The organism is Arthrobacter sp. PAMC25284, assembly GCF_019443425.1.
Lineage (GTDB): Bacteria > Actinomycetota > Actinomycetes > Actinomycetales > Micrococcaceae > Arthrobacter > Arthrobacter oryzae_A.
This window is the reverse complement of the sequence record NZ_CP080382.1, coordinates 2,481,127-2,500,620: the sequence shown is the minus strand read 5'-3', so window position 1 is coordinate 2,500,620 and position 19,494 is coordinate 2,481,127. Positions and strand designations below refer to the sequence as shown.

General features: G+C 64.3%; 12 protein-coding genes and 3 pseudogenes. 10 read left to right on the top strand and 5 right to left on the bottom strand.

Translation table 11 applies throughout. The features are described 5' to 3' along the window. Positions 1 to 30: 30 nt before the first annotated feature. The 3 genes from KY499_RS11590 to KY499_RS11580 form a co-directional block, all read right to left on the bottom strand. A complete protein-coding gene (locus KY499_RS11590; protein WP_123256483.1) occupies positions 31 to 1,410 on the bottom strand; it encodes an MFS transporter in 1,380 nt (459 codons plus the stop codon). Positions 1,411 to 1,786: 376 nt separating this feature from the next. Next, positions 1,787 to 4,294: an FAD-dependent oxidoreductase gene (locus tag KY499_RS11585; RefSeq protein WP_219885441.1), complete on the bottom strand. Its 2,508-nt coding sequence runs from the start codon at positions 4,292 to 4,294 to the stop codon at positions 1,787 to 1,789. A 72-nt stretch (positions 4,295 to 4,366) separates the two neighbouring features. Further along, entirely contained in the window at positions 4,367 to 4,717 is a 351-nt protein-coding gene (locus tag KY499_RS11580) for a bifunctional 3-phenylpropionate/cinnamic acid dioxygenase ferredoxin subunit (protein WP_123256485.1), read from the bottom strand. Between the two features lie 233 nt (positions 4,718 to 4,950). Between KY499_RS11580 and KY499_RS11575 the strand changes: the two genes are divergently transcribed. Next, positions 4,951 to 6,252 (top strand): NAD(P)/FAD-dependent oxidoreductase, encoded by a 1,302-nt coding sequence (locus KY499_RS11575; RefSeq protein WP_123256486.1) that lies wholly within the window; start codon positions 4,951 to 4,953, stop codon positions 6,250 to 6,252. A gap of 50 nt (positions 6,253 to 6,302) precedes the next feature. Then, positions 6,303 to 7,454 (top strand): aromatic ring-hydroxylating dioxygenase subunit alpha, encoded by a 1,152-nt coding sequence (locus tag KY499_RS11570; RefSeq protein WP_123256487.1) that lies wholly within the window; start codon positions 6,303 to 6,305, stop codon positions 7,452 to 7,454. Here KY499_RS11570 and KY499_RS11565 read toward each other — a convergent pair. Continuing rightward, a pseudogene (locus KY499_RS11565) lies at positions 7,423 to 8,230 on the bottom strand (IclR family transcriptional regulator). The gene KY499_RS11570 and the pseudogene KY499_RS11565 overlap by 32 nt on opposite strands. 10 nt (positions 8,231 to 8,240) lie before the next feature. Next, positions 8,241 to 8,912: a GntR family transcriptional regulator gene (locus tag KY499_RS11560; RefSeq protein WP_219885440.1), complete on the bottom strand. Its 672-nt coding sequence runs from the start codon at positions 8,910 to 8,912 to the stop codon at positions 8,241 to 8,243. 141 nt (positions 8,913 to 9,053) lie between these two features. On the opposite strand from KY499_RS11560, the gene glyA reads away from it, so the two are divergent. The 8 genes and pseudogenes from glyA to pucL all read left to right on the top strand — a co-directional run bounded on the left by glyA (position 9,054) and on the right by pucL (position 19,423). Continuing rightward, entirely contained in the window at positions 9,054 to 10,406 is a 1,353-nt protein-coding gene (gene glyA / locus KY499_RS11555) for a serine hydroxymethyltransferase (protein ID WP_308813037.1), read from the top strand. Further along, a pseudogene (locus KY499_RS11550) lies at positions 10,403 to 11,624 on the top strand (sarcosine oxidase subunit beta family protein). Before glyA ends, KY499_RS11550 begins: the two are co-directional and overlap by 4 nt. A gap of 14 nt (positions 11,625 to 11,638) precedes the next feature. Next, positions 11,639 to 11,968: a sarcosine oxidase subunit delta gene (locus tag KY499_RS11545; RefSeq protein WP_123256491.1), complete on the top strand. Its 330-nt coding sequence runs from the start codon at positions 11,639 to 11,641 to the stop codon at positions 11,966 to 11,968. Next, positions 11,965 to 14,916: a sarcosine oxidase subunit alpha family protein gene (locus tag KY499_RS11540; protein WP_219885439.1), complete on the top strand. Its 2,952-nt coding sequence runs from the start codon at positions 11,965 to 11,967 to the stop codon at positions 14,914 to 14,916. The genes KY499_RS11545 and KY499_RS11540 overlap by 4 nt, the downstream gene beginning before the upstream one ends. After that, the gene (locus KY499_RS11535; protein WP_219885438.1) at positions 14,909 to 15,544 is read left to right on the top strand and encodes a sarcosine oxidase subunit gamma; all 636 of its coding nucleotides are present in this window, start codon (positions 14,909 to 14,911) and stop codon (positions 15,542 to 15,544) included. The genes KY499_RS11540 and KY499_RS11535 overlap by 8 nt, the downstream gene beginning before the upstream one ends. Beyond that, a pseudogene (locus KY499_RS11530) lies at positions 15,544 to 16,961 on the top strand (L-serine ammonia-lyase). Before KY499_RS11535 ends, KY499_RS11530 begins: the two are co-directional and overlap by 1 nt. Before the next feature lie 3 nt (positions 16,962 to 16,964). Continuing rightward, entirely contained in the window at positions 16,965 to 17,861 is an 897-nt protein-coding gene (gene purU / locus KY499_RS11525) for a formyltetrahydrofolate deformylase (protein ID WP_123256495.1), read from the top strand. A 653-nt stretch (positions 17,862 to 18,514) separates the two neighbouring features. Next, positions 18,515 to 19,423 carry a factor-independent urate hydroxylase gene (gene pucL, locus KY499_RS11520; RefSeq protein WP_219885437.1) on the top strand — a complete coding sequence of 303 codons (909 nt, stop codon included), beginning with the start codon at positions 18,515 to 18,517 and terminating at the stop codon, positions 19,421 to 19,423. Positions 19,424 to 19,494: the final 71 nt, after the last annotated feature.

Sequence of the window (19,494 nt, the reverse complement as noted above, 5' to 3'; positions counted from 1 at the left end):
CTATTGGTGAGGAAGTATGAGCGGTCGGGGCTATTCGTGGCTCAGCGGTTCCTTGCTGGTTTCGCGGGAGAGCGCAACGGCGATCAGGGAGATCAGTGCAGCTGCGACCAGGTACCAGGCTGGAGCCAGAACGTTGCCCGTGGTTGCGATGAGCAGCGTGGCCACGAAGGGTGCGGTGCCGCCGAAGAGCGCGTTGGAGAGGTTGAAGCTGACCGCGAAGCCGCTGTAGCGGACGCGGGTCGGGAACATCTCGGCAAGGAAGCTCGGGAGCGTGCCGTCATTGAGGGTGAGCATGGCGCCCAGCAGGATCTGGACGAGCACGATCACCAGGAAGTTTCCGGTGCCCAGCAGGGCGAAGGCGGGCACCGTCAGCACGATGAAGGTGACGGATGCGGCGATGAGCACCTTCTTGCGGCCGTAGCGGTCCGAGAGCATACCGGTCAGGAAGATGAACCCGATGTACGTCAGCAGCGCGATGGTGGTGGCCAGGAAGGATTCGGTGGCTCCGAGACCCAGCTCCGATGACAGGTAGGTCGGCATATAGCTGAGGATCACGTAGAAGCCGACGGCGTTGAGCAGCACGGCTCCGACGGCCAGAAGCAACCGCCGCCAGTGTTTCCGGAAGAGGCTGGACACGGGTGCCTTGGCGGCCTCGCCCTCGGCGGCCATTTCAAGGAATACGGGGGTATCTTCCAGTTTGGTGCGGATGTAGCGTCCGATCAGGCCCATCGGGGCTGCGAGCAGGAACGGCAGGCGCCACCCCCAGCTTTGCATCGCGTCGGTGCTGAGCAGGGTGGTCAGGAGGCCCGCGAGCAGGGAGCCGAGAAGCAGGCCGGCGGCGGTGCTGGCCGGAACGACGGCGGCGTACAGGCCGCGCTTGTTGGCCGGGGCGTACTCCACGAGGAAGGCGGAGGCGCCGGCGTATTCACCTGAGGCGGAGAAGCCCTGGGCAACGCGGATGATCAGCAGCAGGATTGGGGCCCAGATGCCAATGGTGTCGTACCCGGGGATCAGGGCGATGCAGAACGTTGCCCCGGACATGATCAGGATTGACAGTGACAGAGCGGTCCGACGCCCGACCCGGTCGCCGATGTGCCCCCAGATAAAGCCGCCGAGCGGACGCACCAGGAACGAGATCGCGAACAGGGCAAAAGTCAGCAGAAGCCCGGTCTGCGGGTCGGACTCGGGGAAAAAGACTGCGGCGATGGTGACAGCCAGGTAGCCGTACACGGCGTAGTCAAACCATTCGACGAAGTTGCCGATGAAGCTGGCAGCGACAACTCGACGTCGAGTGTCCTTGCTGACTTCGGGGCTTCCGCCCCGGCCGGATCCGCCGGACATCGCGGTATGGGGGGCAGCGGGGGTGCTGTGCAAGGTACCGGCTGCAGTTGGGTTTGGTTCGTTACTCATATGTCCACCAATGAAAATTTGGGGTTGCATTGAACGCAACGCTGTTGCACCAGAATAGGCGTGATCTACGACACGGTCAATGCTTTTTTGTGCGGCCGCGAATATACATGACTTGTTCTACGCGTGCAGCTGGTCATTCACCCGGCCTTGCCGGACCGGCCCACGTGTTGCGTTAGGTGAAAGTGTGTTGCGTCAAGACCGACAAGTGGCGTCGGCGCCACCTCAACACCGGCAGGTCAATCCGGGCGGGTCCTAGGCCGCGTGGGCATCGCCGCAATCACCGCAATCGCAGGGACAAGGCGACCGGCGCCGCCATGAGTAAATCTTCATGAGGCGTGGTCTGGGAGTCGTTTTGAAGGGTCTGGGCGGGTCCGGCTCAGCCGCGCAGACGTTCCATGCCCGGGTCCACCAGCGGCTCCGGCGTGACGGTGGCGGCGATCCTGGTGCCGAAGTATTCAATTTCCACGGCATCGCCTTCGGCAGCTCCGGCGGGGAGCCAGGCATAAGCGATCGGCCGTTTCACGGTGTATCCGTAAGCTGCGCTGGTCACGTAGCCGACGGCTTCGCCATGGAAATACACGGGCTCCTTGCCCAGGACCACGGAGATGCCGTCGTCGATCGTGAGGCAGCGCAGCTGGTGGGACGCAGGCTTTTCCTTCCGTCCGGCGAGGGCGTCGGCGCCCACAAAGGAGTCCTTGGTCTTGGCAATGGAGAAGCCCAGGCCGGACTGGTACGGCTCATGTTCGGGCGTCATGTCCGTTCCCCAGAGCCGGTATCCCTTTTCCAGGCGGAGGCTGTTGAAGGCACCGCGACCGGCGGCGATGATGCCGTGATCCTGACCGGCCTCGAAGAGGAGGTCCCACAGCCTCAGTCCGTGTTCGGCGGTGGTATATAGCTCCCAGCCCAGCTCGCCCACATAGGACAGGCGCATGGCAGTCACGGGGATGCCGCCGATCCACACCTGCTTGGTGCGGAAGTAACGAAGGCCGTCATTGGTGAAATCATCAGTGCTGACCCTGGCCATAACTTCCCGAGCCTGCGGGCCCCAGAGGCCAATGCAGCAGGTGGAGCCCGTAATGTCGCGGACCTGCACCCACGCGCTGGCGTCCGAGGCGGCCTGGTTCCGTGCTTCGCGGGTGAAGTAGTCGAAGTCGATGTTGCCGTTGGCGCCTACCTGGAAGGTGGTCTCCGTGAGCCGCGCGATCGTGATGTCGCTGCGGATGCCGCCGTCGTCGTTGAGCAGCAGGCAGTAGGTGACGGCGCCGGGCTTCTTATCGATCTGACCGGCGCTGAGCCGCTGCAGCAGGGCAAGGGCGCCGGGCCCGCTGATTTCGAGCCGCTTGAGCGCGGTCATGTCGTAAAGTGCGACGGCGGTTCGGGTCTTCCACGCCTCGGCCGCGGAAATAGGGGAGCTGAACATGCCCGCCCAGTGGCCGCGTTCCGGCGCCCGCCATTCGCCCGGCATTTCGTCCAACAAATGCCGGTTGGCCTCAAACCAGTGCGGGCGTTCCCAGCCCCCGGCCTCGAGGAAGAACGCCCCGAGTTCCTTCTGCCGGCAGTTGAACGGGCTGACGCGCAGGTCCCGGGGGGACTCACGTGGCTGGAGGGGGTGCAGGATGTCGTAGATTTCGACGAAGTTCTGCTGCGAGGTTTCACTGACGTAGCTCTCAGCTGTCTGGACGGCCTCGAAACGCGATACCTCGCATTCGTGGAGCGGGGTGCGGGATTGGCCCTCGATCAGCAGTTCGGCTACCGCGCGGGCCACGCCCGCGGAGTGTGTCACCCAGACCGCTTCCGCGACGTAGAAGCCGTCAAGCTCCGGCGCCTGCCCGATCAGCGGCCCGCCGTCCGGGGTGAAGGAGAAGATGCCGTTGAAACCATCGGCGATTTCCGTCCCGCGGAGTGCCGGCAGCAGCTGGCGGCTGTCCTCCCAGCAGGGCAGGAAATCTTCGGCGGTGAAGTCGAGCCGGGAAGGCATCCGGTACTCGGACATCTGCCCGGGAGCCACCTCGGGCAGCCTGTCCAGGTCCACCGGCATGGGCCGGTGGGCGTAGGAGCCGATGCCGATCCTGTCGCCGTGCTCGCGGAAGTAGAGATCCTTGTCCTGATGCCGGAGGATGGGCATCCGCGCGCCATTGGAGGGGTCCAGCAGATTGGTGCCGAGGTTGGTGCCTACGAGCTCCCGCACCGTGGTGGTCTTGACGTACTGGTGGGCAAGCGGCAGCAGCGGAACGGCCATACCCGCCATTGCGCCGATTTTGGGACCCCAGAATCCGGCGCAGGACACCACGATGTCAGCCGGGACTGCGCCGTCGGGAGTCTGCACCCCCGTGACCTTTCCGCCGGACTGCTCAATCCCGGACACCGGGGTTGATCCAAGGAACGTGACACCGGCTGCCGTGGCCTTGCGGATCAGAAGCTGCACCGCACGGGCTGCGGAGGCGAGGCCGTCCGAGGGGACGTAGAGGCCGCCCAGCACCATATCCGGGTTCAGCAGCGGGTAATGCTTGGTGCACTCGTCGGAGTCGATGATGCGGCCTTCGACGCCCCAGGAAGCGGCGTAGCCGAGCTTGCGTTTAAGGTCTTCAAGGCGTTCCGGGGTCGTGGCTATCTCCAGTCCACCCACCTGGTTGAAGCACGCTGCACCCTCGTCGCACAGAGTGAGGAGCTTGTCCACCGTATAAGCCGCGAACTGCGTCATCGTCCTGGACGGGTTGGTCTGGAACACCAGGCCGGGCGCGTGCGACGTGGAACCGCCAGCGAGGTGGAGTGGCCCCTGATCCACTACGGTGACGTTCGTCCAGCCCCGGGTGGCCAATTCATCAGCCAGATTCGCACCGACAATGCCGGCGCCAACGATAACGACGCGGGGTGTAGCGCTCATACGGGAGCTCCTGTTCGTGACGTACTGCGTGGAGTGAGCCCGATTCGGGCCGCTGAACGGGTCCCTTCCTGCCTACACGTGGCCGTCGATGCTCAGGCCCGGGGGAAGGTTGGGAGCGTCGCTGGACTCCTCGACCATGATCTGGCCGTCCACTACCGAGACTTTGTGGACCCGCACAGGCCGCTTGGCCGGCGGCGCGTCCACTTCACCCGTGTGGAGATTGAATTTGGAGGCATGAAGCGGGCATTCCACCTCGCAACCTTCCACCCAGCCGTCGGCGAGCGACGCGTCCTGATGGGTGCAGGTGTCGTCCAGGGCGAACAACTCGCCATCCTCCGTGTGGAAAACGGCGATCGGCGGAGACGTGTTGAGACGGACTGCATCTCCGGGGGCCAGGGCGGCAAGTGGGCAGGCGATATGCATCCGATTAACCTCTTTCACGGTTGACGGGCTCAGCCCAAACGCTAGGTTGTTCCATCATCAACGCCCATCACAATACGCAACAGCGTGGTTCATACCGCTCTCGCTTGTCAAGGTTCACCGGCCGGTCAACGAAGCCCTTGACACGGACCTGCGGTTCGCGCCACGCTGTTTCGCATACGGGGAATTGTTGCGTTATGCGCAATGAATTGCATTTATGTAGCGGGGAGGCGTCCATGCAGACACTGGCAATAGTGGGAGCGTCCTTGGCGGGAATCTCGGCCGCCCGTTCAATACGCGCCCGGGGCTTCGCCGGAAGGCTGGTCATCATCGGGAACGAACGGCATCGGCCCTATGACAGGCCGCCGCTGTCCAAGGATTTTCTGGCGGGAAAAATCTCCCCGGAACACCTCCTTCTGGAAAGTGCCTACGAGGGTGAAGACGCAGATCCGCTTCTGGCCGAGTGGCGCCTGGGAACAGCGGTAAGCAGCCTGGACGCCGCTGCCCGGACGATAAGGCTCGATGACGGCACGGCAGTAGAGGCCGACGGCGTAGTCATAGCCACCGGGGCATCCGCCCGGATGCTGCCGGAAATCGCCGGGCTCGCGAATGTCTTCACCCTGCGTACCCTGGAGGACGCGCAGAACCTCGCTCCCGAACTGGTGCCGGGTGCACGGCTCGTAATCATAGGCGCCGGCTTTATTGGTGCAGAGGTCGCCTCCACCGCCCGCGCACTCGGAGTTGATGTCACGGTCGTCTGCGCGGGCGCCGTTCCGCTCAGCCGCCCGCTTGGTCCGGAGATGGCAGCTACCCTGGCGGCGCTCCACGGAATCAACGGAGTGGAGCTGATTTGTGACGCCACTATCGAGTCCTATAACAGCGGCGAGGGACTGGTCAGGGGGCTGCACCTGGCCGACGGTCGCTACGTGGCCGCCGACGTCGTCCTGGTGGCCATTGGTTCCGTGCCCAATACGGCCTGGCTTGCCGGATCCGGCATCGCACTCGGCGACGGAGTCCTGTGCGATCCGATGGGCCGTACCAATATGCCAGGCGTGGTGGCCGTCGGCGATTGTGCTGCATGGCTGGATGAAGAGTCCGGAATGCACCGCCGAGTGGAGCACTGGAGCAGCGCCGTGGAGCGCCCGGCGCTGGCTGTGACGGCGCTCCTGGAACCTGGTGCCGCCCGCCAGCCGCTGAACCTGCCGTATTTCTGGTCCGATCAGTACAACGTCAGGATCCAATTCGCCGGCCAGTCCCGCGACGCCGATCGGGTGGCCATCGAGGCCGGAGATCCGGCAGCGCACAGCTTCCTGGCCGTCTACTACCGTGACGGCGAACCTGTAGCAGTCCTTGGTGCCAACCAGCCGCGCCTCTTCACCAAGTGGAGGCGGCAACTCAACGCCGTCCACAAAGCCGCGGCCGCAGCCGAAGCAGTCCGGGCGGCCGTCGTCGAGGCCGAAGCATTCCGGGCAGCCATCGCCGCAGCCGAGGCTGACGATGCTCGGTCTGCACTGGCAGCATCCGCCAGTTTCGCCTGATCCCTGCAGACCATTCAATCCCGAAGTCAGTCACCGCACAGGAGCAAAGAATGACCGCCGAAGTTTTCACGCCCAGCCTGATCCCCACCCTCCCTGGCCAGGCCTACGTCAGCGAAGCGATCTTCCGCGCCGAGCAGGAGTGCATTTTTGAGCAGATGTGGTTCTGCGCAGTGCGGTCCGCCGACCTGGACAAGCCCGGAGCCTGGCGGACGGCGCAGGTGGGCCGCGAGAGCGTGCTGATCAGCCGCACGCGCAAAGGCGGGATCCGTGCCTTCTATAACGTGTGCCGGCACCGGGGTGTCAAGCTCTGCATGGAGGAGCAGGGCGAAGCCGCACGCTCATTCCAGTGCCCCTACCACGCCTGGACCTACGACTTCGAAGGCAAGCTCATTGCTGCCCCCAACCTGACAAAGATGCCGGACATCGACCGGGACGAGTACGGACTCGTGAAGGTCCACACCCGCGAGTACCTCGGGTATGTCTGGGTCTGCCTGGCTGATGAGCCGCCGTCGTTTGAAGAAGACGTCATGGGCGCCATCGAGGACCGTCTCGGGGACCTGCGTGCAGTCGAGGACTATGACATTGCCAACCTGAGCCTGGGGCGCCGCATCAAGTACGACGTCAAGGCCAACTGGAAACTCATTATCGAGAATTTTATGGAGTGCTACCACTGCGCCACCATCCACCCCGAGCTCACAGAGGTGCTGCCCGAGTTCGCCGACGGCCTGGCCGCCCAGTACTTCGTGGGTCACGGCGCCGAATTCGGCGAGGACATCAAGGGCTTCACCATCGACGGCTCGGCAGGGATGGACCGGATCCCGGGGGTGGGGGAGGGCCAGGACCGGCGCTATTACGCCGTGACCATCAAACCCACGGTATTCGTCAACCTTGTCCCGGACCATGTGATCATCCACCGCATGTTCCCGATGGCCGCCGATCACACCATCGTTGAATGTGACTGGCTGTACCTTCCCAGCGTCGTGGAAAGCGGAAAGGACGTCAGCGCCTCGGTGGAGCTCTTCCACCGCGTCAACGAGCAGGACTTCGACGCCTGCGAGCGTTGCCAGCCGGCCATGGGCTCAAAGGTCTATGCCAAGGGCGGTGTGCTGGTTCCGAGCGAGCATCATATCGGCGTTTTCCACAATTGGGTCCAAGAGAAGGTGGGTGAGCTTACCGCCGGGTGTAGCCCATGTTTGCACTGATCTGGAGACCTGCCTGTTTCAACGCCTCCAGGAGCCCTGGCGTCTTATCCGGATCAAAACGGAAAGCTGGTCCGGAAATGCTGACGGCGCCGATCGCTGAACCCATATGGTTGTACACCGGCACAGAGATGGCGTTGAGCCCGATCTCGAACTCTTCCCGAATGACGCAGTAGCCTTCGCGGGAGACGTCGAGAAGCTGGCGCTCCAGCTGGCTCCGGTTGGTTATGGTGCGCGGCGTCCGGGCCGGAAGCCCTGTCTCCTTCAGGATCCGGTCCCGTTCATCCGCGGAGAGGGCCGCCAACAGGACCTTTCCGCTGGACGTTGCGTGCAGCGGAGTCAGGCTGCCCACCCAGTCGTACGTGGCGAGCGACGAAGGCCCCATGGCCTGGTCCACGTTGACTGCGTAGTTGGAGCGCAGCACGGCAAGGTTCACCGTTTCCTTAAACTCCTCGGCGAGGCCTTCAAGGACGGCGCGGGGCCTCGTGGACGAGACTCAACCGCCGGGGGATGGAGCTTGCCAGCCGCAGAATGCCGAAGCCCAGCTGGTACTTTCCCCGTTCGCTGTTTTGGTGGACCATATCCCGGCCTACCAGCGATCCGAGCAGCCGGGACACGGTGGACTTGTGGACGCCCATCTCCTGGGCTATTTCACTCACCCCCGCATGGCCGTCCCGGGCGAGGATCTCCAGAACGGCAAGTGCCCGATCCACGGACTGGACGCCGCCATTCTGCCCGCCGTCTGCCTCGGTATCAGATTCTGGGTCAGTTTTGGCCATGGTCCACACTCTAGAGCACGCTGCGGACGGCCTGTTCAAAGCTACTGACATGCTCCAATGCGAGTTGGCTGGCTACTTCCGCATCGCCGGCCGCTATGGCCTCCAGCAGTTTCACATGCTCCGTGATGTGGCCGCTGACCGACGGGACTTTGTCCAGGATGAGGCACCAGATGCGCGTCGCGAGGTTGTCGTAGCGGATCAACGCGTCTTCCAGATGCGGGTTGGCCGATGCCCGGTAGATCAGGCGGTGTACGGTCAGGTCATATCGCATCAGGTCCCGGGATTCCGCGGGGCCTGAGCCCAGGTGCGCGATCTTGTCCGCGACGTCAAGGAGCTCTTGACGCATGGCGGCGCTGGCCCTCGTGGCGGCGCGGCGAGCGGCCAGGGGCTCCAGGAGCTCGCGGATTTCTGAGACGTCCGCCAGCTCCGTGAAGTCCACACTGGTGGCGAAGGTTCCCCTCCGCGGATACGAAACCACCAGGTGATCGGTCTCCAGGCGCTTGATGGCCTCCCGCATTGGGGTCCGGCCGAAACCGAGTTCGGCCGCCAGCTGCCCGTCATTGATCGGCGCGCCCGGGCGGATTTCGAGCATGATCAGCCTGTCACGCAGCTGGCGGTACGCCGCTTCGGCCTGGGATAGCGCAGCGTCCTCTGCTGGGGGCAGTGCGGGGAATGCATTCAAGGGATGCTCCGTTCCTCGGCTTCCGGCCGGAGCGGAGACGCATCCTCGCCCGGGCTATTGACTTACTGTGATCCCAATCATACCATTGTTCACACACTGATATATCAGTTAGATAAGAAATGATATTTCAAAGGAGTATCCGTGGTTGAGCAGTTGAATGACCGACTTTCCGCAGTAGATCCCGAGGTGGGACAGGCGATTGTCCGCGAGCTGGGACGACAGCAGTCGACCCTGGAGATGATTGCGTCGGAGAATTTCGCTCCGGCCTCGGTCATGGAGGCGCAGGGGTCGGTATTGACCAACAAGTACGCCGAAGGGTACCCGGGTAAGCGGTACTACGGCGGCTGCGAGCATGTCGATGTGATCGAACAGCTCGCCATCGACCGGGTCAAGGCCCTGTTCGGGGCGGAGGCGGCGAACGTCCAGCCGCACTCGGGCGCCCAGGCCAACGCCGCCGCCATGTTTGCCCTGCTGGAACCGGGAGATACCATCATGGGGCTGTCCCTGGCCCATGGCGGCCACCTCACCCACGGGATGCGCATCAACTTCTCCGGCAAGCTCTACAACGTGGTCCCGTACCACGTGGGCGAACAGGATCACCTGGTCGATATGGCCGAGGTTGAGGCCCTGGCCCTGGAGCACCGCCCCAAGATGATCGTGGCCGGCTGGTCCGCTTACTCCCGGCAGCTGGACTTCGCGGAATTCCGCCGCATTGCGGACCTCGTGGGCGCCTACCTCATGGTGGACATGGCGCACTTCGCCGGGCTGGTCGCAGCCGGGCTGCACCCGAACCCCGTCCCGTACGCGGATGTCGTCACGACCACCACCCACAAGACCCTCGGCGGCCCGCGTGGCGGGGTGATCCTGAGCAAGGAGGAGTACGCGCGCAAGATCAACAGTGCCGTGTTCCCGGGCCAGCAGGGCGGCCCGCTGGAACACGTCATCGCGGCCAAAGCCGTTGCTTTCAAGATCGCGGCGTCTCCGGAGTTCAAGGAGCGTCAGGAACGTACCCTCGAAGGCGCGGGCCTCCTCGCATCCCGATTGCTGAAGGACGACGTCGGAGCCGCCGGTATTTCCGTGGTCAACGGGGGCACGGATGTCCACCTGGTCCTGGTCGACCTGCGGCACTCGGAGCTGGACGGCCAGCAGGCCGAGGACCGGTTGCACCGAATCGGTATCACCGTCAACCGCAATGCGGTGCCCTTTGACCCCCGCCCGCCCATGGTCTCCTCAGGCCTGCGGATTGGCACCCCGGCCCTGGCCACGCGGGGCTTCGGCGCCGCCGAATTCACCGAGGTGGCGGACATCATCGCCTCGGCACTGATCGCACCGGCAACGGACAACGAACTCAGTGCCGAAACCGCCGCCGGACTCCGCGACCGCGTCCACGCGCTGGCGGCGAAATTCCCCCTCTACCCGCACCTTGAGGTCGCCCAGACGGGCTACGAGGCAGTGAACGGGCCTGAGGCAGAACTGATTGGAGCAGCACAATGAGCACGGAACAGCTTCCGGAACACCCGGACTTCCTCTGGCGCAACCCCGAGCCTAAATCCTCCTACGACGCTGTGATTGTCGGCGGCGGCGGCCACGGCCTAGCGACGGCCTATTACCTGGCCAAGAACCACGGCATGACCAACATCGCCATCCTGGAAAAGGGCTGGCTCGCGGGCGGCAACATGGCCCGTAACACCACGATCATCCGGTCCAACTACCTCTGGGACGAGAGCGCGGCTATTTATGAGCACGCCCTGAAACTGTGGGAGATTCTGCCGGAGGAACTCGACTACGACTTCCTGTTCAGCCAGCGCGGTGTGATGAACCTGGCGCACACCCTGGGCGACGTGCGCGAAAGCATGCGGAGGGTCGGGGCCAACAAGCTCAACGGCGTGGACGCGGAATGGCTGGACCCGAAACAGGTCAAGGAACTCTGCCCCATCCTGAACATCAACGACAACATCCGCTACCCGGTGATGGGCGCCACGTATCAGCCCCGCGCGGGTATCGCCAAGCACGACCACGTTGCTTGGGCCTTCGCCCGCAAGTGTGACGAACTCGGCGTGGATATCATCCAGAACTGCGAAGTCACCGGCTTCCTCAAGGACGGGAACCGCGTGGTGGGGGTCAAGACCAACCGCGGCACGATCCACACCGAAAAGGTCGGACTCTGCGCCGCGGGACACAGTTCGGTCCTGGCGGAAATGGCCGGGTTCCGGCTGCCCATCCAGTCCCACCCGCTCCAGGCCCTGGTTTCCGAACTGCACGAGCCTGTCCACCCCACCGTAGTGATGTCCAACCACGTGCACGTCTACGTCTCCCAGGCCCCACAAGGGCGAACTCGTGATGGGCGCCGGCGTGGACTCCTACAACGGCTACGGCCAGCGCGGTTCTTTCCACGTGATCGAGCACCAGATGGCAGCCGCCGTCGAACTCTTCCCGATTTTTGCCCGGGCGCATGTGCTCCGGACGTGGGGCGGGATCGTGGATACCACCCTGGATGCCTCACCCATCGTCGGCACCACGCCGGTGGACAATATGTTCGTCAACTGCGGCTGGGGAACCGGTGGCTTCAAGGGCACCCCGGCTGCCGGCATGACGTTCGCGCACACCATCGCCACCGGAACTCCGCACAAGCTCAATGAGCCCTTTGCCCTGGAGCGCTTCGAAACCGGCGCCCTGATCGATGAACACGGCGCCGCCGCCGTGGCCCACTAGAAAGAGGTAAGGACATGCTTCTGATCCCCTGCCCCAACTGCGGACCCCGGGACGAAACCGAATACCACTACGGCGGCCAGGCCCACGTGGCCTACCCCGAAAACCCGGCTGAGCTAACCGACCGTGAATGGGCCGAATACCTGTTCTACCGCGACAACACCAAGGGTGCCTTCGCCGAACGCTGGCTGCACAGCACCGGCTGCCGCCAATGGTTTAACATGCTCCGCGACACCGTCACCTACGATATCCAGGCCGTCTACCCGATGGGTCAGCTTCGCCCGGCCACGGGACCCACGGCCCCCATAGTTCCCAGCCCCATTTCCCCGGAAGGAGCATCCAAATGACCGCTCAGGAACCCGCGCGCCTTGCTACCGGCGGACGCATCGACCGGAGCGTCACTTGGCGCTTCACCATGGACGGCCGTGAGTTCACCGGCCACCCCGGGGACACCCTCGCCTCGGCACTGCTGGCCAATGGCCAGCTCAGGGCCGGCAATTCGCTCTATGAGGACCGTCCCCGCGGCATCATGGCCGCCGGAGTCGAGGAACCCAATGCCCTGGTCAAGGTGGCCCCGCGCTTCCCCGGGCACGTGGCCGAGTCCATGCTGCCCGCCACCACGGTCTCGCTCGTTGACGGGCTCAGCGCCGAGCTGCTGAACGGGCTTGGCAAACTGGACCCGAATGAGGACCAGGCCGAGTATGACAAGAAGTACGTCCACACCGATGTCCTGGTCATCGGCGGCGGCCCGGCCGGCCTGGCCGCAGCGCGTGAGGCCGTCCGGACGGGGGCCCGGGTCATCCTCATCGACGACCAGCCCGAACTCGGCGGCACGTTGCTCTCGGCATCCACCGACCCCGCCCGGAGTGAGCCGATCGAAGGCAAACCCGCGCTGGAATGGGTGGCTGATGTTGAAGCCGAGCTGATCTCCGCGGAAGAATGCACGGTCCTGAACCGCACATCGGCTTTCGGATCCTACGATTCGAACTACGTCATCGCGGCGCAGAACCGTACGGACCATCTCCTGAGCCCGGCCGCGCCCGGGGTGTCCCGACAGCGGATCTGGCACATCCGCGCCGCGCAGGTCATCCTGGCCCCCGGCGCGCACGAACGCCCGCTGGTCTTCGAAAATAACGACCGTCCCGGCATCATGCTGGCCTCCGCGGTCCGCAGCTACCTGAACCGCTACGCCGTCGCCGCCGGTTCCCGGGTGGTCATCAGCACCACGAACGACAGCGCCTACACCCTCGCGGCCGACCTCCTCGCCGCGGGCATCAAGGTCGAAGCCGTTGTGGACGCCCGTCCGCAATTGAGCGAAACAGCCGCCGCAGCCGCCGCTGCCGGCACCCGGGTGCTGATCGGCAGTGCCGTCGCCAACACCTCGGGCGAGGAGCAGCTGTCCGGCGTTACCGTGCGGAGCATCAACGACGCCGGCGAGCTCACCTCCGGCGTTGAACAGCTCTCCTGCGATCTGTTGGCCGTCTCGGGCGGCTGGTCCCCGGTGGTCCACCTGCACTCCCAGCGGCAGGGCAAGCTGCGCTGGGACGAGGACCTGGCAGCGTTTGTGCCCAACAGTGTGGTCCCGAACCAGCAGGTGGCCGGGTCAGGCCGCGGCAGCTACGAACTTGCCGACTGCCTGGCAGAAGGCATTTCCGCTGGTGCCGCGGCGGCCATTGCCGTCGGGTTCGAATCCGACGTCGAGCCGTCAACGCCGGCGGCGCCGCGCGCCTCGGCCCCGACCCGCCAGCTCTGGCTCGTACCGGGGGAAGAGGGCGGCCCGGCGGAGTGGCACCACCACTTTGTTGATTTCCAGCGCGACCAGTCCGTGGCCGATGTCCTGCGTTCCACCGGCGCCGGCATGCGCTCGGTGGAACACGTCAAGCGCTACACCTCGATCAGCACCGCCAATGACCAGGGCAAGACGTCCGGAGTGAACGCGATCGGCGTGATCGCCGCGGCCCTGAAGCAAGGCAGTGGAGAGTCCGCCGGTGGCGCACCCAGCATTGGCGACATCGGCACCACCGCGTACCGGGCACCGTTCACGCCGGTGGCTTTCTCGGCCCTGGCCGGCCGCCAGCGCGGGGAGCTCTTCGATCCTGCCCGCCTCACGTCCATCCATCCCTGGCATGTCTCCCGCGGGGCTCTCTTCGAGGATGTCGGGCAGTGGAAGCGGCCCTGGTACTACCCCCAGGACGGGGAAGACATGGACGAGGCAGTGCTGCGCGAGTGCGCCGCGGTGCGTGAATCCGTGGGCTTTATGGACGCGACCACCCTGGGCAAGATCGAGATCCGTGGCAAGGACGCCGGTGAATTCCTGAACCGCATCTACACCAACGCGTTCAAGAAACTGGCGCCGGGCTCCGCCCGCTACGGCGTGATGTGCACCCCGGACGGGATGATCTTCGACGACGGTGTGACGCTGCGCCTGGACGAGGACAGGTTCTTCATGACCACCACCACCGGCGGCGCAGCCAAGGTGCTGGACTGGCTGGAGGAATGGCTGCAGACCGAATGGCCGGAGCTGGACGTTCACTGCACCTCCGTTACGGAGCAATGGTCCACGATTGCGGTGGTCGGTCCGAAGTCCCGCGCGGTGGTGGCCAAGCTGGCACCCCAACTGGCGGCAGAGGGCGGGCTGGAGGCGGAAGCCTTCCCGTTCATGACCTTCAAGGAAACGACCTTGGCGTCCGGCGTCCGGGCCAGGATCTGCCGGATTTCGTTCTCCGGTGAGCTGGCCTACGAGATCAACATCCCGGCCTGGTACGGGCTTAACACCTGGGAGGCCGTGGCGGCCGCCGGCGCGGAATTCAATATCACTCCGTACGGCACCGAAACCATGCACGTCCTTCGCGCCGAAAAAGGGTACCCGATCGTCGGACAAGACACCGACGGCACCGTCACCCCGCAGGACGCCGGAATGGAATGGGTGGTCTCCAAGGCCAAGGACTTCATCGGGAAGCGGTCCTACACCCGCAAGGACGCCGGCCGCACGGACCGGAAACACCTGGTCAGCGTCCTGCCGGTCGATGGGACGATCAGGCTGCCCGAAGGCACTCAACTGGTGGAAAATGGCATCACCGTCAACCCCGCCTACGGTCCCGTACCCATGGAGGGCTTCGTAACCTCGAGCTACCACAGCGCGGCCCTGGGCCGGTCATTCGCCCTGGCCCTGATCAAGAATGGCCGCAACCGCATCGGTGAGACCCTCGTGGCCGCCGCCGGCGACCAGCTGGTTGATGTAGTGGTGGCTGAAACCGTACTTTTCGACGCTGAAGGGACCCGTAAAGATGGCTGATACAGCAGCTCTTGAAGATATCAATGGACTCCGGGAAGTCCGCCGCAGCCCAGCATCACACCTCGCTGGTGCCATGGCCGGAGGCTCCATTTCCGGAAGTGTGACGCTGAAGGAGTGCCCGTTCCAGACGATGGTGGGGATCCGGGTCGATCCGGACTCCGACGCCGGCAGCCGGATTGGGTCAGTCACCGGCGGGTTGCCCGGGCACAGTGGAGAAACCGTCGCTGGGGACAGCATCCGCGTCCTTTGGCTCGGTCCCACGGAATTCCTCGTCACGGCGCCGGAAGGTGCCCATGATTCCCTCGGCGGGGACCTCATCCAGTCACTCGTAGGTGCCGTGGCGGACAGCGAAGGCCAGGTCGTGGACCTTTCCGCCAACCGCACGACGTTTGAACTCTCCGGACCGCGTGCCCGGGCCGTGCTGGAAAAGGGCTGCTCACTTGATCTGCACCCCCGCACGTTTTTGGCGGAGCGCGCCCTGGCCACGGAAGTCGGCGGTATCCCGGTGATGCTCCTGAAGACAGGCGAGGAGAGCTTCAGACTCTTCCCGCGTGCCTCCTTCGCGGACTTCCTGGGCAGGTGGCTCCTGGACGCCATGCGGGAGTTCGCTTCCCCCGAGGTTCACTGATGGCGCTCAGCGTCCTGGACCTGTTCTCAGTTGGCATTGGGCCGTCGTCCTCACACACGGTCGGCCCGATGCGGGCAGCAAAGCTCTTTGCTGACGGGCTGAGATCCCGCGGGCAGCTGAGTGCAACAACGCGGGTGCAGGCCGAACTGTTCGGATCCCTCGGCGCGACCGGCCGGGGGCATGGCTCCGACAAGGCCGTGGTTCTGGGACTCCAGGGCCTGGACCCGGAAACAGTGGACACGACATCGGCTGACGACCAGGTGGCGGCCGCGGCCCTTAACGCCGAACTGCGGATCGGCGGGGACCACCGGGTGGACTTCAACTGGGACGAGGACGTGGTCCTGCACCGCCGCAAGTCGCTTCCGGCCCACCCGAACGGCATGACGTTCAGGGCGCTGGACCACACCGGCGCCGTGCTCGGGGAAAAAAGCTACTACTCGATCGGCGGCGGATTCGTCGTCGACGGAGACGCGGACGCCTCGGACCGGGTGGTGGCCGATGACACGGTCCTGCCGTACCCGTTCACTACCGCTGATGAACTCCTCGGGATTTGCGCCCGGGAGGGCATGTCCATTTCCGATGTGATGCTCGCCAATGAGGGGGTATGGCGCAGCGAGGCGGAAACCCGCGAGAAGCTGCTCGCACTCTGGGCCGTCATGCGCCAATGCGTAGAGAACGGCTGCGCCGCCGAAGGGATCCTGCCGGGTGGACTTAACGTCCCCCGGCGGGGCCCCCGGCCCTGTTCCGCACGCTGGCAGCCTCCGCCGCCAGCGCGGATGCGGCGGCGCAGAGCGCTGACCTGGTCGAGATTCCTGCTGACCCGCTACTGGCCATGGACTGGGTGAACCTGTTTGCCCTGGCCGTGAACGAGGAAAACGCCGCCGGCGGACGGATCGTGACGGCCCCAACCAACGGCGCTGCCGGCATCGTCCCGGCAGTTCTGCACTACTACGTCAAGTTCGTTCCCGGCGCCAACGACGACGGAGTGGTCCGGTTCCTGCTGGCCGCGGCCGCCGTCGGCATCCTGTTCAAGCTCAACGCCTCCATTTCGGGCGCTGAGGTCGGCTGCCAGGGGGAAGTCGGGTCCGCGTGTTCGATGGCCGCCGCAGGGCTCTGTGAAGTGCTCGGTGGCACCGCCGAACAAGTTGAAAACGCCGCAGAAGTGGGAATCGAACACAACCTTGGCCTGACCTGCGACCCCGTCGGAGGCCTGGTGCAGATTCCTTGCATCGAACGCAATGCCATAGCCAGCGTGAAAGCCATCAATGCCGCGAGGCTGTCGCTGCACGGAAACGGCAGCCACAAGGTGTCGCTGGACAAGGCGATCAAGACCATGCGCGAGACAGGAGCGGATATGAAAACCAAATACAAGGAGACGTCCCGAGGGGGCCTCGCCGTGAATGTGATCGAGTGCTGAACCATGACTGCACATCAAACTGAAGTGCCCGCAGAGCACCCCGAGATGACGGTTGCGCATGTCCTGACCCTGGACTGCCCCGAAGTACCGGGCATCGTCCACGCCGTCTCAGGGTTCCTGTTGGAACACGGCTGCGACATCGTTGAGAGCAAACAATTCGATTCCCAACTGGACCGCCGGTTCTTTATGCGGATTCACTGTGAATCCGCAGGGGAAGAGACCAAAACGGAGTCGTTGCGGGAGGCTTTCGCGCCTATTGCCGAAAAGTTCGATATGCGCTGGCAGCTGCACCCCCACGGAGCCAAGCGGCGGATCCTGATCATGGTGTCCAAATTCGAGCACTGCCTCAACGATCTCCTTTTCCGTGCCCGGATCGGAGAACTGCCGGTCGAGATCGTGGGCGTCGTCTCAAACCATCCCGACCACCGCGGGATTGTCGAATGGCACCGCATCCCCTTCTTCCACGTGCCCGTGACCGCAGACACCAAGGCAGCCGCGGAGGAAGAACTCCTGGGCCTGATTGACCGGTTCGACGTCGAACTGGTGGTCCTGGCCCGCTACATGCAGGTCCTCAGCGACAACCTCACCCGCCGGCTGGACGGCCGCGCCATCAATATCCATCACTCGTTCCTGCCCAGCTTCAAAGGCGCCAAGCCCTACCACCAGGCCTACGCCCGCGGCGTCAAGACCGTGGGGGCCACGGCACACTACGTCAACGCAGAGCTGGATGAAGGGCCCATCATTGCGCAGCAGGTAGTGGAGGTCGACCACACCTACGGACCCGACGACCTTGTCGCGGCCGGGCGCGATACCGAGTGCAAAGCGCTCAGCAACGCCGTCCGCTGGCACTGTGAGGACAGGGTATTCCTGCACGGCAACCGGACAGTGGTACTGCGCTAAAGGGCAGGGGAGGGGCGCCGGGCGCGGCGCAGTGCGGCGAAGCGGACAAACGTGTCGTGCCTCGTTGTGCTGCGCCCGCGGCGGGCGCCCGCAGGGTCAGTGCGTGCGCCGGCCCGCAAACGGGTGGCTGTGCAGCCAGCGGGAAAAGCGCCCGGGAGTAGCGTCCGGGTCTGCGCGGGGGGAGAAATCCGGATCCGTGCCACCGCCGGCAGGAAAATAAAAATCCGGTGCTGACCCCGTCGACCCTGCCGCGGATTCCGTCCGGGCGGGTTCCCGTTCCGTCTCACGTGACATGATGGTCTCCAATTTCCGTATAGTGAAAAGATAATCTTGCTTTATGAAAAGATTACGGGCACGGGTCCGGCGGGTCAAGGGGGAGGGCTGAGTGCCTCCGCGGACAGGCCGCGCCCGCCGGTTCGGAAATACATTTCCGCATTGTGATGTACAACACCGGAAAAGTCGTCTACTGTTGAAGGACATCGTGGTGCAAGTCACGAAACCTGGGAGCAGCAGGCAGGGTTGTAATGAGCTGACATCTAATGATGTCGGCTCTTTTTTGTTTGGGTCGACAGCAAGCCATTACGGCGTAGCCAAAGCGCGCCTCTTTTCAGTGTGGATTATTTCTTTCACATAACGGAAGTTTGGAGCAGACCATGAGCAGCAAGATCATCCTTGGTGAAAACCAGTTCGGCAAGGCCGAAGTCCGCGTCGTCAAGATCACGCGGGACTCTGACCGGCACGAAATCGAAGATCTCAACGTCACCTCACAGCTCCGCGGCGATTTTTCCGCTGCGCACCTGGAAGGGGACAACGCCCACGTTGTACCGACCGACACCCAGAAGAACACCGTCTACGCCTTTGCCCGCGAGGGCATCGGCTCGCCGGAAGCCCTGCTGCTTCGTCTGGGCGATCACTTCACCTCCAGTTTCGACTGGGTCTCCGGCGGCCGCTGGGAAGCCGAAGCCTACAGCTGGGACCGGATCCAGTCCCACGGCGCCGCCCACGACCACTCGTTCGTACGCAACGGCCAGGAAGTCCGCACCGCCGTCCTCGTCCGCGACGGTGAGACCAGCCACCTCGTTTCCGGACTCCGTGACCTGACCGTCCTCAAGACCACCCAGTCAGGCTTCGTCGGCTACCCCAAGGACAAGTACACGACGTTGCAGGAGACCACGGACCGGATCCTCGCCACCGATGTGGCTGCGCGCTGGCGCTTCAAGACCGGGACGGACTTCAGCAGCTTCGATTTCAACAAGAGCTACGACGACGTCAAGGGCCTGCTCCTGGAGGGGTTCACCGAAAACTACTCCCATGCCCTGCAGCAAACGCTCTTCGACATGGGCAAGAAAGTCCTGGAAGCACACAGCGAGATCGACGAGATCAAGTTCTCCATGCCGAACAAGCACCACTTCCTGGTGGATCTCTCACCCTTCGGACTCGACAACCCCAACGAGGTCTTCTTTGCCGCGGATCGGCCGTACGGCCTGATCGAGGCCACAGTCCAGCGCGAAGAATCTGCTCCGGCCGCCATCGCATGGTCCGGAATCGCCGGCTTCTGCTGAGCTGAAACATCGTGTGGCGCGGGCACCGGAACCCGAGTGCCCGCGCCACCGCAGGGCCGAAACAACGATTC